The organism is Nonomuraea antimicrobica (assembly GCF_039536965.1).
Classification (GTDB): Bacteria; Actinomycetota; Actinomycetes; order Streptosporangiales; family Streptosporangiaceae; genus Nonomuraea; species Nonomuraea antimicrobica.
In genome coordinates this window covers 41,674-56,995 of the sequence record NZ_BAAAZP010000099.1, presented here as the reverse complement: position 1 = coordinate 56,995, position 15,322 = coordinate 41,674, and the positions used below count along the sequence as shown (strand labels likewise).

Below are 15,322 nucleotides of genomic sequence, written 5' to 3'. Positions count from 1 at the left end.
GCGGCCGCCGAGCCGTTTCCCGGGCGCCGCCGACACACCTCGTCGTGCCCTTCGTCCGCCTCGCACGCCGATGGCCCGGCCGGGTGTGCGCGCGTGGGCGTACGGCCGATGGTGGCAGCGGGTTCGTCGTGCCCGGTGCCGGGACGATCTATGGGGTTCGCGTTGGCGTGGTGCGGGCCGTCGCCGTCGGGGGCCTGTGCGCCCCGGTAAATCATTCTCGGCCTGCTCTCCCGTCCGCTCGTGGAAACGAGGGCCGCCGGGCCGATTCTGTCGTCGCTGCGGGGGCGGGGTGCCCGTGCCGAGCGACCAAAAAGGACATATCAGGATAATTCGTGCCATTTCATTGGATAAATGTTTAATGCAAGCAATAAGATTGTTAATGCAGAGCAAAATGGAGTCGTAGCTGTTTGCCCGTCGATCCGCCGGAAATGACACTTCGTGGATGACTCTTCGGGGGCCATCCAAGGCTGTTTCCTGAGTAATCCGGAAACGTCGATAACGGGGCAATCGATCCTTTAGGGGGAAAACGCAATGCCCAAGCTCAAGAGTGTTATCGCAGGTCTCGCCGTCGGCACCGCGCTGACCGGTGGTGCGGTCGCGGTCGGTGCCACGACCACCGCCGCCAGCGCCGCCACCCAGGTCGGCGCCGGCACGTCCTTCGTCGCCGGGCCCGGCTGCTGGGGCTCGCGTCGCTGCGGCGGCGGCTGGGGGCGTCGGCACCACAACCAGCGGGTGAGGGTGCACGTCTTCAACGACAACATCAACCGTAACCGCGACCACCGTTTCCACGATTTCCGTAACATCGAGCGCCGCAACCACCACCACCGTGACCACCACCACCATGACCACCACGACCCGGCGGAGGGCACGGACACCGTTCGATGACATCGCCGTTATCGACGGCGTGGGGGATTCTTCCTCTCCGCGTCTTCATGGCAAATACTCAGCGAGGGCTCTTCCGGCGCAGGCCGGGGGCCCTCGCTTCGTTGTTTGTGGCATTCGGCGACGGCCGGAGTCTGGTGCGAGGAATGGCTTTCCAATATAGGGCAAAATCGGACAATGCTCGTTAGTTGCTCTCTGGGTGGGATATATCCATAGTGCGGATGAATCGCTAGTTATCATCCGCGAACGGGGCAATCGATCCTTTAGGGGGAAACCGCAATGCCCAAGCTCAAGACTGTTGTTGCCGGCCTCACCATCAGCACCGCGCTGACGGGTGGCCTGGTCGCGGTCGGTGCTGCTACTACCACCGCCGCCAGCGCCGCCACCCAGATCGGCGCCGGTACGTCCGTCCTCGCGGGGAACTGCTGGGGCTGGCGTCGCTGCGGCCGTGGCTGGGGGTGGAACCGCGGGCACCGGCACAACAACCGGGTCCGGGTCATCGTCCACAACAACAACATCAACAACAACCGGAACGACCACCGCTTCCGTCACCACGACCGTGACTTCCGTCACCACCGCCACGACCACGACCACGACCACGACGAGTGGTAAGTCGTTCGCTGCTGTCTGAGCGCGCGGTGCATGCGCCGCGCACGAGAGGAGTCCGCCAGGGCTGACGAGCCCATCCGGCGATGACCCCAGGCACACGCGTCGAGTGCCCGTATTCACGGGGCCGGCGTCCGTCACCCTCATCGAGGACGGGCGTTACGCCACCGAACGAATACGGGCACTCGATGTTTTTGCGTGCCCGGGGATGGACGGCTCTGTGGCACGTCGCCGCACGTGGCGGCAGGCTCGCCGGTCGGGCGCAACGGGGCGCGGGGTCCGGGGTCCGGGGTGCGNNNNTGCGGGGAGTGGCGGGTCTTGTCAGCGGCTCTGTCCCTCTATCCGGGTCCTGGCGGGGGAGCCGGGATCGAGCGGGGGAGCGGTGGGGCTTGGGGGCGCAGGGCCAAGGCGGCGGCGGCCGATCGGCGGTGGTGGGTGGCGGTGTGGGCGTGCGGGCCGGTCGTGGGCGACGGGCGGTGAGGGCAGGCCGGTGAAGGGCTACCCCGACTGAGCGGTTGGGCCGTCGCCTTGCGGGAGGCCGAGTTCGAGCAGGTGGGTACCGAGGCGAAGCGCTGCTGGTGGCGACTGCGGTGCCACGGGGGCGGGCAGGGGAGCACGGCGTTCGAGGTGGAGGTGGGGAGCGAGGCTCTGTGGGGGGTTCGAGTGGGGGTGGGGGCGAGGTTCTGTGAGGGCTTCGAGTGGGGGTGTCATGGGGGTGGATGAAACAGGCTGAGTGCCCGTGTCCGGTGGGCGGACGTCCGTCCTCGGCGTGGAGGACGGACGTCGCTTTCCCCGTGAACACGGGCACTCAGTGAGTACGGCTGGAGTTCATCGCGTTGGCGGACTCGTCAGCCTGGAGCTTCTACCATCCGTCACGATCGTGGTGGAAGTCACGCTCGTGGTTGCGGAAGTCGTGCCGGTCGCGGAAGTCGTGCCGGTTGTCGTGGCGGTTGTTGTTGTGGTTCTCGTTGATGATGATGATGCGGATCCGGCCGACACCGTGGTGCCGGTTGCCGCGGCCCCAGCCCCAGCCGCCGCCGCAGCGACGCGTACCCCAGCAGCCGTGTCCGGCGACGAAGGACGTCCCGGCGCCGATCTGGGTTGCTGCGCTTGCGCTGGCGGTGGTGGTGGCGGCGCCTGCGGCGACCGCACCACCGGTCAGTGCGGTGCTGAAGGCGAGACCTGCGATTACACTCTTGATCTTGGGCATTGCGGTTTCCCCCTAAAGGATCGATTGCCCCGTTTGTGGATGACGACTAGCAATTCATCCACACAAGGGATATTCCCGCACAAAGCCCAACTAACAAGTATTGTCCAGTTTTGCCGGACACAAGACATTCTTATGGCATGGCGCATGAGGGCCACCGGATAAGGGCCCGAATGTCGGGTCGGCAAGCGCGAAAACCCGACACGGGATCGGCCGGGGAAACGACGAAGTGAGGGCTCCCCGGCAGTTGCCGGGAGAGCCCTCACCAGAATTGCCCTGGAGACGAGGAGAAATAAACCTCAGGTCGAACCGCGAGCGAAAAGCGGACCGCCCTCAAGAACTCCCTGCACCATCAAATGCGTGATCAAGTTACCGGTGGTTGTGGTGGTTGTGGTGGTGGTGGTGACGGTCGTTGTGGCGGTGGTGACGGATGTGGCGGTGGTGCTCGCGGGGCGTGTTGTCGTTGTGGTTGCGGTTGCGGACCACGACGCAGATCTCGCCGTGACGACGACCCCAGCCGCCGCCGCCGCGCCGGCACTGCCGGTTGCCGCCGAAGCCGAAGCCGTCACCCCGGCCAAAGCCGATGCCGTCGTTGAAGCCGCCATCGTTGAAGCCGCCGAAGCCGCCGTCGTTGAAGCCGCCGAAGCCGCCGTCGAAGCCGCCGTCGAAGTCGCCGCCGTCGCCGAAGTCGTCGCTCGTGATGACGGGCGTGGCGGTCTTGACCGGGGTGGTGGCGCTGGCCGGGGCCGCGGCCACCATGCCGCCGGTCAGCGCCGTGCTGATGGCGAAGCCTGCGATAACACTCTTGAGCATGGGCATTGTCTTTTCCCCCTAAAGGATCGATTGCCCCGTTATCGGCGTTTCCAGATTACGAGGAAACGGATCTTGGACGGCTACTGAAGGTCCATCCGCTGAACGTCATTTCCGGGGGGATGGTCGGGCAAACAGATGCGACTCCATTTTGCTCTACATTAACAATCTTATTGCTCCCATTAAACATTTATCAAATGAAATGAGAGGATATGTCCGATTGCGCAGCAAATGGAGCTGCGCCCGAGGGGGCGGTGGTGGGGTTTCGCGCGCTTCGCCGCCGGACAGGTACGCCGGTGGCGACGTCAATGTGCATGCGGTATCGACCCGGGATGCGAAAATCGGCGAGCGGAGGAAAATGCCCTGCCGCCGGTCCGGAAAAGCTGCTCGTACCGCCGGGTCCGGCCGTGTTCGCCGTGACGGTGACGCGTGCCGGCGCTCGCGGTGCGATGCGTCGCTTCGGGTGTGGCGGCGGCCGTCGGCGTGGGAGAGCGGCGTGAGCCGCCTCCTGAGGAACTGACTGCCTGCCGTGTTGTGCTGTCCCCGTCGGTGACGTGCGTCGGACGTTCCTCTGCTGGTAACGGTGAGTGTCCTTGACGTCACGTTGGGTACCGTGATGCTTTCCGAGGGTGCGGGCTGTAAACGGCGCGCGGGAGCTTTTGCCGCACCGTTGGCGTGTCATCAGATCGACTAGATTTCTTTGGGTTGAAAAATCCGGATATGTCCGCTTGTTAGCGGCCTCGCAAGACCCCCGGTGGCGAGCCCCTGATCTCCCACGGCAAGCCACCGTCCCGGCCTCCCGCGGGCTCGCCGGGCAGGGGTCGCACCGGAGCGGCCGGAGCAGCCGGAGTGGTGGGAGCGAGAGGCGTGAGGAGTGGCGGAGGCTGCGGGAGGGGCGGCCTTTGCGCTCGATCTCCGTCCCGCCGGTCCGCTCGCGACTCCCGAAGGCCGCTCTCCCCCGGAGGCCGCCGCGCGGCGGATGAGGGGGCGCGCGTCGAGCCGAGTTCGGAGAGGTATCTATCCTTCTGTCAGGGAAAACAGGCAAATAACCACCCCTGTACGGAATTCAGAGCCACCCCTACGGCGCTGGCTATGTTGGAGAACGGGGAAGTGGGCGTTCGAGGAGCGAGGGGGAGCACCATGATCGCTGAACCGATCCCTCACTGGCCGGGACGCATGGTCGGCTCGGTCCACGTCCGATCCACGCCCAAGCGGGGCCCCGCCGAGCAGGCGGTCTTCGTCCACGGGCTGACCGGGGCGGCCACCAACTGGACCGACCTCATGGGCGAGTTGCAGGACACGGTCACCGGCCACGCCATCGACCTGCCGGGCTCCGGCTTCTCGCCCGTTCCCGCCGACGGCGACTACTCCGTCGCCGCGCACTCCAAGGCCGTGATCGGCCTGCTGGAGCACACGGGGCCGGCGCACCTGTTCGGCAACTCGCTCGGCGGCGCGATCGCCGTCAGGGTCGCCGCCACCCGCCCCGACCTGGTGCGCTCGCTCACGCTCATCTCTCCGGCCCTGCCCGACCTGCTGCCCAGGCTGGGCCCCGTCCGGGTGGCCGCCGCCGCGCTGCCGAGGCTGGGCGAATGGGTGGCGGCCCGGATCCGCCTGGTGCCCGCCGAGCAGCGCATCACCGCGTCCATGGCCATGGTCTGGGCCGACGCGCAGACCGTGCACCCCCAGCGCCTGCGCGACGCCATCGAGGAGCAGCGCAGGCGCGACGACCTGCCCTACGAGGGCGAGGCCATGGTCGGCTCGACCCGCGGCATCGTGTCGGAGTATTTCCGCCGCGGTGAGGACACCCTCTGGCACCAGGCGGCCAAGGTCGAGGCGAGCACCCTCATCATCCACGGGCGCCACGACCGCCTGGTCCGCCCGGCCATGGCCAGAAAGGCGTACCGTACGTTCCGGCAGGTCAGGCTCGTGCTGCTGCCGACGGCGGGGCACGTCGCGATGATGGAGATGCCGCAGGTCGTGGCGGCCGAGGCACGCCGTCTGATCGGTGAGACGCGATTGGGGAATGCCCCACTGCCCGGCTAGGTTTCACTCAAGGATGAGACCCCCTGGAAACGGGAGCGTAGAAAGTGTCGTTGCCACCGCTGGTCGAGCCGGCCGATGAGCTGACCGTCGACGAAGTGCGCCGCTACTCACGCCACCTGATCATTCCCGACGTGGGCATGGCGGGGCAGAAGCGGCTGAAGAACGCCAAGGTGCTGTGTGTGGGCGCCGGGGGCCTGGGCTCGCCCGCGCTGATGTACCTCGCGGCGGCGGGCGTCGGCACCCTCGGCATCATCGACTTCGACGTGGTCGATGAGTCCAACCTGCAGCGCCAGATCATCCACGGCCAGTCCGACGTGGGCAGGCTGAAGGCCGAGAGCGCCGCCGCCTCGGTACGCGAGATCAACCCGTTGGTCGACGTCGTGATCCACAACACGGCGCTGACGACCGACAACGTCATGGAGATCTTCTCCGGTTACGACCTCATCGTCGACGGCACCGACAACTTCGCCACGCGTTACATGGTGAACGACGCGGCGGTGCTGCTCGGCAAGCCGTACGTCTGGGGGTCGATCTACCGGTTCGACGGCCAGGCCAGCGTGTTCTGGGCCGAGCACGGGCCGTGCTACCGCTGCCTCTACCCCGAGCCCCCGCCCCCCGGCATGGTGCCGTCGTGCGCCGAGGGCGGCGTGCTGGGCGTGCTGTGCGCGTCGATCGGCTCGATCCAGGTCAACGAGGCCATCAAGCTGCTGACCGGCATCGGCGACCCGCTGGTCGGCCGGCTGATGATCTACGACGCCCTGGAGATGAAGTACCGCGACGTCAAGGTCCGCAAAGACCCCGAGTGCGTGCTGTGCGGCAAAAACCCGACCGTCACGCAGCTCCTCGAAGACTACGAGGCGTTCTGCGGCGCGATCTCGGATGAGGCCGCCGAGGCCGCCAGCGGCTCCACCATCACCGCGAAGGAGCTCAAGGGCATGATGGACCGCGGCGACAGCATCTACGTCGTCGACGTCCGCGAGCCCAACGAGTACGAGATCGTCTCCATCCCCGGCGCCACGCTGATCCCGAAGGGCGAGTTCCTCAACGGCTCGGCCCTGGAGCGGCTGCCGCAGGACAAGAAGATCGTGCTCCACTGCAAGTCGGGCGCGCGCTCGGCCGAGGCGCTCGCGATCGTCAAGAACGCCGGCTTCTCCGACGCCGTCCACGTCGGCGGCGGAGTGCTGAGCTGGGTCAAGACCGTGGACCCCAGCCTGCCCAGCTACTAGGGGTTTCTGGGGATGTTCCCCGGACGCCCCTATTAAAGTCGGTGGGGTGAACTCCGCCCGCCCATGGCCCACGCTCGTGGTGGCCTCCGCGCTGACGCTGATCTGCGCGGTGGCCGCCGGAGTGGCGGGCAGCACGGCGGGCACCGAGCTGACCCGCGGGCCCACGACGGCCGAGCTGCACGCCGCCGCCCGGCGCGAGGTGGCCGAGCGCTGGCGCACCTGGCCCACCGGCCGCATCTTCCCCGCCACGCTGACGTACTCCGCCGAGCAGGGCGGCCAGGAACGTGCCAAGCGGATCGGCATCTCCCCCGACACCGGCTGCGGCGGCGACTCGGTGGACCCCAAGGCGGTCGCGGCCCTGCGCAGGGCGGGTTGCCGGGGTGTGCTGCGGGCCACGTACATCGACGCGCTGCGCGGGGTGCTGGTCACGATCGGCGTGGTGGCGTTGCGTGACGAGCCGGGCGCCGTACGCGCCAAGTCCGCCTTCGACGACACCGGCAAACCGTCGCCCGGCCTGCGCCCGCTGGCCTTCAGCGGCACGGTGGCCGACCGGTTCACGCCCGCGGTGCGGCAGGCCGGTTCGGTGCGGCAGGCGGGGCCGTACCTGGTGCTCACCACGGCCGGACAGGTGGAAGGACGGCCCGCGGGGACGGGCGAGCCGCGCCCGACCATCTTCGCCTTCGCCACCGAGATCTCCGAGCGCGTGCTGACCGATCTGAGCGCGCCCGCCATGCCCGACTGCGCCTCCCAGGAGTGGCGGTGCTGAGCGGGGGCAGGAGCAGGATCGTGCTGAGACGCGGTGTGGTGGGCGCGGTGGCCGTCGCGCTGCTGTTCACCGCGCCTCCTGCGGACGCCGACGACGTACGGGGCGGGCAGGAGGCGGTGATCAAGACGCTGGCCCTGACCCAGGCGTGGCGCGTCAGCAAGGGCGCAGGGGTGACGGTGGCCGTGCTCGACTCGGGCGTCGACCCGCGTCACCGCGACCTCGTCGGCTCGGTACGCGTGGGCCGCGACTTCACCGAGGGCGCCAACCCGCCGGGGGTGACTCCGAGCAGGCTGCACGGCACGTACATGGCCTCGCTGATCGCCGGGCACGGGCACGGGCCCCAGGGAAAACGGGGGATCATCGGCGTCGCGCCCGAAGCGGACGTACTGTCGGTAAGGGTCATCCTTGAGGACGAGGAGCCGGGTTTCCGGGAGTTCAACTCGGCCGAGCGCTTCGAGAACGTGGTGGCCCGAGGCATCCGCTACGCGGTGGACGAGGGGGCGGACGTGATCAACATGTCGATCTCCAAGGAGCTGGCGACCCGGGAGGAGCGGGCGGCCATCCGCTACGCCATCTCCAAGGGCGTCGTGCTGGTCGCCGCCGCGGGCAACGAGGGCGACAGGAAGATCGTCGGCGACTACGCGCCCTACTCCTACCCGGCCGCCTTCCCCGGCGTGGTCTCGGTCGGGGCGACCGACCGGCGGTTGCGGCGGGCCACGTTCTCCAACTGGAACTCCTCGGTGCTGGTGGCCGCGCCCGGCGTGGACATCATGGGCGCGGGGCCTGGCGACGAGTACTGGGTCGGCAGGGGCACGTCCCAGGCGACCGCGCTGGTGTCGGGCATCGCCGCCCTCATTAAGGCTAGATATCCGGACATGTCGCCGCCGCTGGTGGCGCGGGCCATGGCCGACAGCGCCGTCGACCGGCCCCCGGGCGGCTACGACACCGCCACCGGCTTCGGCGTCGTCAACGCCGCCAGGGCGCTGACCCAGGCGTCCCGGCTGGCCGGTCACACCGAGGCCGCGGGCGGCGACGAGGCGCAGGACCCGGCGCTGCCGCTGGCGGGCGGCCAGGCGGGCCCGGTCGACGTGGTCGTCAGGGACGAGCGGCACGTCATGGTCTCCGCGGCCGTCGCCGCCGCGGCTGCGATCGGAGCGCTCGCGTCCCTGGCCGTCATCTTCGTCCTGGTCAGGCGCGTACGTAGGGCACACATCTCGCAAGACGCATGATCCGCCCCCCAAGGGGGACGAAATAGACACAGCGCGAATACGGGAACGAGGCGGTGGTGAGGGGACGTAGGTCGACCACAGGGCTACCGCGCGCCGGGGGAGAGCCCCCGGAGGGCCGGCGGAACCCGCTCGGCGCCGGCACCGGTCGCCGCTCACGGGTGCCCTCCTGGCCGGGGGCGAACTCCCGCGGGCGCACGGCCGCCAAGGAGCGGGCCGAGCAGGTCGCTCTCCAGCAGGGCGTCCGTTACCGGCGGATGTTCGTGGCGCTGCTCGGCGTCATCGTCGCCGTGTCGGCGGTCGTCGTCCTGTTCGGCACGGTCGGCCTGTTCACCGAGACCCGTTCGCGCCCGCTGACCCCCGCCGAGCAGAACCGGTACAAGGACGAGGAGATCGCCCGTCGCTGGCAGGCCTGGCCCGTCACCGGGGTCTTTCCTGACGAGGTGAAATACCTCGGGCTCGACCGCGCCCAGCAGTACGCCAGGCGCGTCGGCATCGCCCCCGAGACCGACTGCGGCAAGGGCGTGGACGCCTCCGTGGCCGGGGTGCTGGACAGCCACGGCTGCGTGACGATGCTGCGGGCCACGTACGTCGACCAGACCGCCGCCTTCGTCATCACGGTCGGCGTGGCCGTGCTGAAGGACGAGGAGTCCAGGGTGTCGGCCGGCGAGGAGCTCACCCAGGACGACCGCGTGGGCGTGCTGCCGGTCGCCTTCCCCGGCACGGTCAGCGAGCGGTTCGGTCCCGACCAGCGCCAGCGCACCGGCTGGGTGGGCGCGGGGCCTTACCTGGTGTTCTCGACGGCGGGCTACGCCGACGGGCGGACCAGGGCCGCGGTCCCGCCGGAGGAGATCCTGCACAGTGAGCTGTGGCCGGCCGCCAAGTCCGTCGGCAACCAGATCGCCTACTTCCTGGCGGACCCGCCGAAGGTGCCGCCCTGTACCCAGGGGAACGTGTGCTGACCGCCGTACGCGCGATCACGGCAGCGCTGCTCGCCTTCACGGGCACCGCCGCCGACCCCGTCAGGGACCAGCAGCAGTGGGTGCTCGACGCGCTCAACATCGAGCAGGCGTGGTCGGTCACCAAGGGCGAGGGCGTCACGGTCGCCGTCGTCGACAGCGCCGTGGACGGCGCGGTCAAGGAGCTGAAGGGCCGCGTCACCGCCGGCCCCGACATGACCTCGGGCACCGTCACCCGTGAGCTGCCGCCGGGCAGGCACGGCACCGCCATGGCGGGCCTCATCGCGGGCTCCGGCGAGGGCGACGGCTTCACCGGCGTCGCGCCCGGCGCGCGCATCCTGTCGCTGCCCATGGTCATCGACGAGGAGCCCGGCGTGGGCGTCCCGCCCCCGGTGGGCGACGACGCGGCAGAGAGCCCGCTCGCCCGCGCCCTGCGCTACGCCGCCAACCACGGCGCCCAAGTCGTCAGCATGTCGATCGGCTCCTACGGCCCGCTCAGGTCGGAGCGCGAGGCCGTCTCCTACGCCCTCGGCAAGGGCGTCGTCCTGGTCGCCGCCGTGGGCAACGACGGCCAGACCCAGTACGCCAAGGACAAGGGCACCTCCTACTGGAGCTTCCCGGCCGGCTACCCCGGGGTGATCGGCGTGGCGGCGACCGACAAGCAGGGCAAGCGGGCCACGTTCAGCAGCGACAACCTGTCCGTACTGGTCTCCGCGCCCGGCGTGGACGTGCCCGTGGTCAAGCGCGGCAGCGGCTACGAGCTGTCGCAGGGCACCAGCTCGGCCGCCGCGCTCGTGGCCGGGGTGGCCGCGCTCGTCAAGGCGCGCTACCCGGCCCTGCCGCCCGAGCAGGTCGCCCAGGCCCTGTCCGCCAGCGCCAGGGGACGGCCCGCCACCGGCTACGACGACCAGACCGGCTTCGGGGTGGTGGACGCCGCCGCCGCGCTGAACGCCGCCGAGCGGCTCACCGGCGCCAAGCGCAGCGTCACGCCCGGAACCGAGCACTTCGGACAGGGCGAGAACTCACCCGTGCCGACCCGGCCAGGCGCCGACCCGCTGCGGCTGTGGCTGTACGGAGGCGGCGTGCTCGTGGCGCTGACCATGTTCTGCGGCGCCATCATCGTCCTCAACCAGCGCAGGGACCAGGCATAACGGCAAGACAGCGAAGAGGTTCCCCCTTGGGGAGAAGATCCGCTATGGTCCCCCGTCATGGGATACGAGCTGCGGGTGGTGCGGGAGTCACCGCTCGCCTTCGCGGAGTTGGCGAGAGCCATCGCGCCGGCCGGTTTCGAGCTGCGCGAGTCGGAGGAGATCGTGGCCGGTCACGCGGGCGGCACGCACCCCGTGGCGCGCTGGCGGGGCCAGCTCATCGGCGAGCCGGGCTCCGACTGGCAGGTGGCCCAGCTCCTGCGCCTGTCCGCCGCGCTGGGCGCCCGGCTCGTGGGCGAGGACGGTGAGGTCTACGCGCTGCGCGACGGTGTGATAGAGGTCACCTCGGGAGGCGGCGTGTTCGAGATCGGCAAGTTCGACGAGATCATCGATGCGGGCCCGGCGGCATGGAGCCCCTGAACCCCTTCGCCGAGCGGGTGCTCGACGTCGTCGAACGCATCCCGCCCGGCCAGGTCATGGCCTACGGCGACATCGCCGAATACCTCGGCGAGGGCGGCCCTCGGCAGGTCGGCAAGGTCATGTCCGTCTGGGGCGGGGGCGTGCCGTGGTGGCGCGTCGTACACGCTGACGGCACCTGCGCGGCCCCTGACCACCTGCAACGCTGCCTGGCCCACTGGCGCGAGGAGGGCACCCCGTTGCGCGGCGAGCGCGTGGACATGCGCCGGGCCCGCTGGGACGGGCGTTCAGGCGATTTTCAGTAACCGGTCCGACCTGCGCTTTTGCTGAACGGGCGATTCTGTGACATGTGACTCCCATTACCATGGGCAGAACACTGATGGCGGCCCGAAAGGCGGTCCTCCCCTATGGCCACCGGCGTCACAGCCCGAAGCCAGGGCGGCGATTCGCTCGCCGACCGCCTGAAGGCTGTCCAGGATCTCTGCGACCGTGGCGAGCCTCTCGATGCGGTCATGCGAGCGGTCGGCCCCGGCGGTCGCGACGCGGCGTTCGACACCGAGGTGCTCAGCGGCCCTCTGGGCGCGCGCATCGAGCTCGCGGTCAAGCGCGGCGCGGAGCGGCGGCGTGAGCTGCTCGACCTCGTTCGCCCCTACCTCGCGGCGGTCGACGCGCGGGTCAAGCGCGACCTGCCGGTCGCGCGGCGGGTCGTCTGCCACCTGATCGAGCACCGTCCCGACGGCGAGCTGGTCGAGGGCGAGACGCTCGCCACGGTGGTCGCCGCGGCGGCCGAGCCGTCCAAGCGCATCCGCAAGGGCCTGCGCTGGTACGCCGACCTGCCCTTCCGCGACGAGCTGCCGCCCGGCCTCTACCGCCTGCGGCGTGCCGACCTGGTGCCGGTGACGCACATCGACGACATCGTCTGGGTCGACGGCAGGCTGCGCGTGAGCGGGTTCGCCTATCTGGCGGGGCTCTCGGTGCGCAGCCGCCGGTTCAACTGGGCGACCGTGGTGCTGCGCGGGCCGCGCTGGCTGCCGCCCATCCGCATGCGCACCCGCCGTGTCCTGGCGCCCGAGGCCACCCACGGGGCGCGCGAGCCGGGCTGCAACTACGACTGGTCGGGTTTCACGGCGGAGCTGAGCCCGTGGCCGCTGCGCTGGCGCGCCGGGGTCCGCGGGGTGGTCTCCGCCGTACGCCGCCGCATGCGCCACCGTCCCTCCGTGCCCGACGCCACCACCTGGCGGGCCGAGATCGTGTTCTGGAGCCGGGGCGCGCGGGCCACGGGCCTGCTGCGCGGCTCCTCGATCGGCCGTCCCGAGCGCCCCGCCGGGCTCAAGCTGAAGCCGGGCTGGTGGGTCCGGCCTGTCTGGACCTCCGACCGGGCGCTGCAGGTCGTGCTCCAGCCCAACAGGGCCGAGCTGACCGGCGTGTCCGTCGACGGCGAGCGCCTCGAACTGAAGATCTTCCTGCCGGGCCGCCAGGTCACCAAGGGCCACGCCCGGTTGGGCGGCCACCGCATCGCCGCCGACTTCACGCCGTCGGGCGGTGGCACGCAGGTGCTGGTCGGGCTCGCCGTGCCCGCCCTGCTGCAGGAGAAGGACGGCCGCCGGCTCTGGGTCGAGCCCAAGGGCGACCCGGCGGCCTCCGTCATGCTGGCCGACCTGGTGGAGACCCGCGCGCCCGTGGGCGACCGCGAGATCACCGTGCTCGGCGACCGCCGCGACCGGGTCGTCATCTCCGCCCACCGCATCCGCCCGGCGATCACCTCGGCGGTCTGGGAGGGGCAGGCGCTCGTGCTGCGCGGCCACTACCCCGACGTCCCGGGGTCGCGCACGCTCACGTTGCGGCACCGGTCGGGGCTGTCCTACGGGCTGCCGATGGAGCGCTCCGGCGAGGAGTTCTCCGTACGCGTCGAGCCCGCGTCCATGGAACGCTTCGGCGAGGCCGTGCCGCTGGCCTCCGGCACCTGGAACCTGTCGCTGCGCCACCCGTCAGGCGAGATCGTCCCGCTGCGGATGCACCACTCGGCCCTGGCGGGGCTCGATGAGGAGCCGCGCACGCTCGGCGGCCACATCTACCGGATGATCTCGACCCGCTTCGACGTGCCGGTGATCACGGTGGAGGAGGCCAGGCCCAACGACGAGCGCGGGGTGGCCGGCACCCACGTGCTGCGCCGCGTCTTCTACCCGGCCCAGCGCACCGAGGCGCTGCGCGAGGCCACCGTCTACGTCGTCAACGACGGCCGCCTCTACGCCGACAGCGTGCGCGCCATCTACGAGGAGCGGCTGCGCAGGGGCGACGACAGCGAGCACATCTGGGTCGTCAAGGACGGCGCCTTCGTGCCGCCCGGCGGCGCGACCGTCGTCCGCGCGGGCAGCCGCGAGCACCACGAGGTCCTGGCCAGGTCCCGCCACATCGTCACCAATTCGTTCCTGCCCGCCTGGTTCCGCGCCAGGGAGGACCAGGTCGTGCTGCAGACGTGGCACGGCACGCCGGCCAAGCTCATCGGCAACGACCAGCCCCACATGAACCGCGACCCCCGCCCGCCGATCTGGCACCGCCAGGCGGCCGAGGTGCGCGGCTGGGACCTGCTCCTGTCGCAGTCGCCGTGGGCCACGCCGGTGCTGCGCAAGGCGTTCGGCTACAAGGGCGAGATCCTGGAGAGCGGGCTGCCGCGCAACGACGTGCTCAACTCGCCCGACCGCGACTCCCTGGCGCAGGCCGTGCGCGAGCGCCTGGGGCTGGCCGAGGGCAAGCGCGTGGTGCTGTACGCGCCCACGTGGCGCGACTACGACCGCAAGAACGCCATGGTCAAGCTCGACCTCGCCAAGGCCCGCCAGGCGCTGGGCGCCGACCACGAGATCCTCGTACGCGCTCACCCGATGCAGGCCATGCCCGCCGTCCCCGACATCGCCCGCGACGTCACCACTTATCCCGACATCGCCGACCTGCTGCTCGTGGCCGACGTGCTCGTGACCGACTACTCCTCGGTCATGTTCGACTTCGCCTGCACCGGCAAGCCGATCGTGCTCTACGGCTACGACCTGGCGAAATACTCCACCAAGCGGGGCCTCTACCTCGACCTGCCCGAGCTGGCGCCCGGCCCACTGCTGTCGACCTCGGCGCAGGTGATCGAGGCGCTGCGGTCGATCGACGAGGTCGCGGCGCGGCACGCCGACCGTTACGACGCCTTCCGGGCCACGTTCGCGCCGCGCGACGACGGCAAGGCGACGGCCCGCGTGGTGGACCGCCTCTTCTCCTGACCCACGGCTCGGCGGGCGGCCCGGCTCAGAACAGCTCGGGCAGGTCGTCGGGCAGCGCGTACGTCCTGGCGGGGTCGTAGCCGTCCTGGTCCTTGGGCACGGCCCCGTCGGGAAGGTCCTCGACGAGGACGTAGAGCAGCGCCGAGATGCTCGTCGCGCAGACGATCTCGCCGTTGTCGACGAGCTTGCGGACCCGGGAGAGGTGCACCCACTCCACCCGCTCGGCCTCCCAGGGGTCCGACGGCGGCCCGATGTGCGTGGCCGAGCCGGCCCGGTAGACGTGGTGCAGGCTGTCGGAGATGCCGCTGCTCGGCTGGATCGACATCAGCGGGCGGAGCGGGCCCGGCCGCCAGCCGGTCTCCTCCTCGACCTCGCGCGCCGCCGCGTCCCGTGGCTGCTCGCCCTCATCCACCTGCCCGAGCGGGATCTCCCAGCCCCAACTGTCGGTGATGAAGCGGTGCCGCCAGATCAGCAGCACCCGGTCGTGACCGTCGGTGACGACGGCTCCCGCCCCCGGCGCGGTACGGAGAAGCCGGTGATCGAGATGCCTTCCGTCGGGCAGCTCGACGTCGGCCACCCGTACGTCCAGCCATGGGTCACGGTAGAGGGACTTCTCGGAGTGGACCTGCCAGCGCATGCGTTCGACCTCCGCGCAGGGCGAGCTGTTGACCCAACGTTACAAGGTCGCACTCTCCGTATGTCGTCGAACCGCCGACGCCAGTTCGGCGGTTCGGCTTCCTCGGCGGGCGGCGGTGCGCTTCCATGACGCTGC

15 protein-coding genes are annotated in these 15,322 nt (G+C 70.2%); 11 read left to right on the top strand and 4 right to left on the bottom strand.

Annotated elements, in window-relative coordinates; all coding sequences use genetic code 11:
* A partial coding sequence (locus tag ABD844_RS27105; RefSeq protein ID WP_344883792.1) for a hypothetical protein occupies positions 1–215 on the bottom strand: 215 nt, incomplete at its 3' end.
* A 316-nt stretch (positions 216–531) separates the two neighbouring features.
* Here ABD844_RS27105 and ABD844_RS27100 point away from each other — a divergent pair.
* Complete coding sequence (locus ABD844_RS27100) at positions 532–885, top strand: hypothetical protein (protein WP_344883789.1); 354 nt, start codon at positions 532–534, stop codon at positions 883–885.
* Between the two features lie 276 nt (positions 886–1,161).
* Positions 1,162–1,494, top strand: a complete 333-nt coding sequence (locus ABD844_RS27095; RefSeq protein ID WP_344883786.1) for a hypothetical protein — start codon at positions 1,162–1,164, stop codon at positions 1,492–1,494.
* An 856-nt stretch (positions 1,495–2,350) separates the two neighbouring features.
* On the opposite strand, the gene ABD844_RS27090 is transcribed toward ABD844_RS27095, so the two are convergent.
* The gene (locus ABD844_RS27090) at positions 2,351–2,698 is read right to left on the bottom strand and encodes a hypothetical protein (protein WP_344883783.1); all 348 of its coding nucleotides are present in this window, start codon (positions 2,696–2,698) and stop codon (positions 2,351–2,353) included.
* A 366-nt stretch (positions 2,699–3,064) separates the two neighbouring features.
* Positions 3,065–3,508 (bottom strand): hypothetical protein, encoded by a 444-nt coding sequence (locus ABD844_RS27085; protein ID WP_344883780.1) that lies wholly within the window; start codon positions 3,506–3,508, stop codon positions 3,065–3,067.
* Between the two features lie 1,137 nt (positions 3,509–4,645).
* Here ABD844_RS27085 and ABD844_RS27080 point away from each other — a divergent pair.
* The 9 genes from ABD844_RS27080 to ABD844_RS27040 all read left to right on the top strand — a co-directional run bounded on the left by ABD844_RS27080 (position 4,646) and on the right by ABD844_RS27040 (position 14,550).
* Complete coding sequence (locus ABD844_RS27080; RefSeq protein ID WP_344883777.1) at positions 4,646–5,548, top strand: alpha/beta fold hydrolase; 903 nt, start codon at positions 4,646–4,648, stop codon at positions 5,546–5,548.
* A 44-nt stretch (positions 5,549–5,592) separates the two neighbouring features.
* On the top strand, positions 5,593–6,774 hold the full coding sequence (moeZ, locus tag ABD844_RS27075) for an adenylyltransferase/sulfurtransferase MoeZ (protein ID WP_344883774.1): 1,182 nt from the start codon (positions 5,593–5,595) through the stop codon (positions 6,772–6,774).
* Positions 6,775–6,820: 46 nt separating this feature from the next.
* Positions 6,821–7,540: a hypothetical protein gene (locus tag ABD844_RS27070; protein WP_344883771.1), complete on the top strand. Its 720-nt coding sequence runs from the start codon at positions 6,821–6,823 to the stop codon at positions 7,538–7,540.
* A 20-nt stretch (positions 7,541–7,560) separates the two neighbouring features.
* Entirely contained in the window at positions 7,561–8,769 is a 1,209-nt protein-coding gene (locus ABD844_RS27065; protein ID WP_344883768.1) for a S8 family serine peptidase, read from the top strand.
* 56 nt (positions 8,770–8,825) lie between these two features.
* Positions 8,826–9,728: a hypothetical protein gene (locus ABD844_RS27060; protein ID WP_344883765.1), complete on the top strand. Its 903-nt coding sequence runs from the start codon at positions 8,826–8,828 to the stop codon at positions 9,726–9,728.
* Positions 9,722–10,876: a S8 family serine peptidase gene (locus ABD844_RS27055; RefSeq protein ID WP_344883762.1), complete on the top strand. Its 1,155-nt coding sequence runs from the start codon at positions 9,722–9,724 to the stop codon at positions 10,874–10,876. The genes ABD844_RS27060 and ABD844_RS27055 overlap by 7 nt, the downstream gene beginning before the upstream one ends.
* A 57-nt stretch (positions 10,877–10,933) precedes the next feature.
* On the top strand, positions 10,934–11,293 hold the full coding sequence (locus ABD844_RS27050; RefSeq protein WP_344883759.1) for a hypothetical protein: 360 nt from the start codon (positions 10,934–10,936) through the stop codon (positions 11,291–11,293).
* Positions 11,281–11,595 carry an MGMT family protein gene (locus ABD844_RS27045; protein ID WP_344883756.1) on the top strand — a complete coding sequence of 105 codons (315 nt, stop codon included), beginning with the start codon at positions 11,281–11,283 and terminating at the stop codon, positions 11,593–11,595. The genes ABD844_RS27050 and ABD844_RS27045 overlap by 13 nt, the downstream gene beginning before the upstream one ends.
* A 207-nt stretch (positions 11,596–11,802) precedes the next feature.
* A complete protein-coding gene (locus ABD844_RS27040; protein WP_344883753.1) occupies positions 11,803–14,550 on the top strand; it encodes a CDP-glycerol glycerophosphotransferase family protein in 2,748 nt (915 codons plus the stop codon).
* Between the two features lie 25 nt (positions 14,551–14,575).
* Here the strand turns inward: ABD844_RS27040 and ABD844_RS27035 are convergent, their stop codons facing one another.
* The gene (locus ABD844_RS27035) at positions 14,576–15,187 is read right to left on the bottom strand and encodes an NUDIX hydrolase (protein WP_344883750.1); all 612 of its coding nucleotides are present in this window, start codon (positions 15,185–15,187) and stop codon (positions 14,576–14,578) included.
* Between the last annotated feature and the right edge of the window lie 135 nt (positions 15,188–15,322).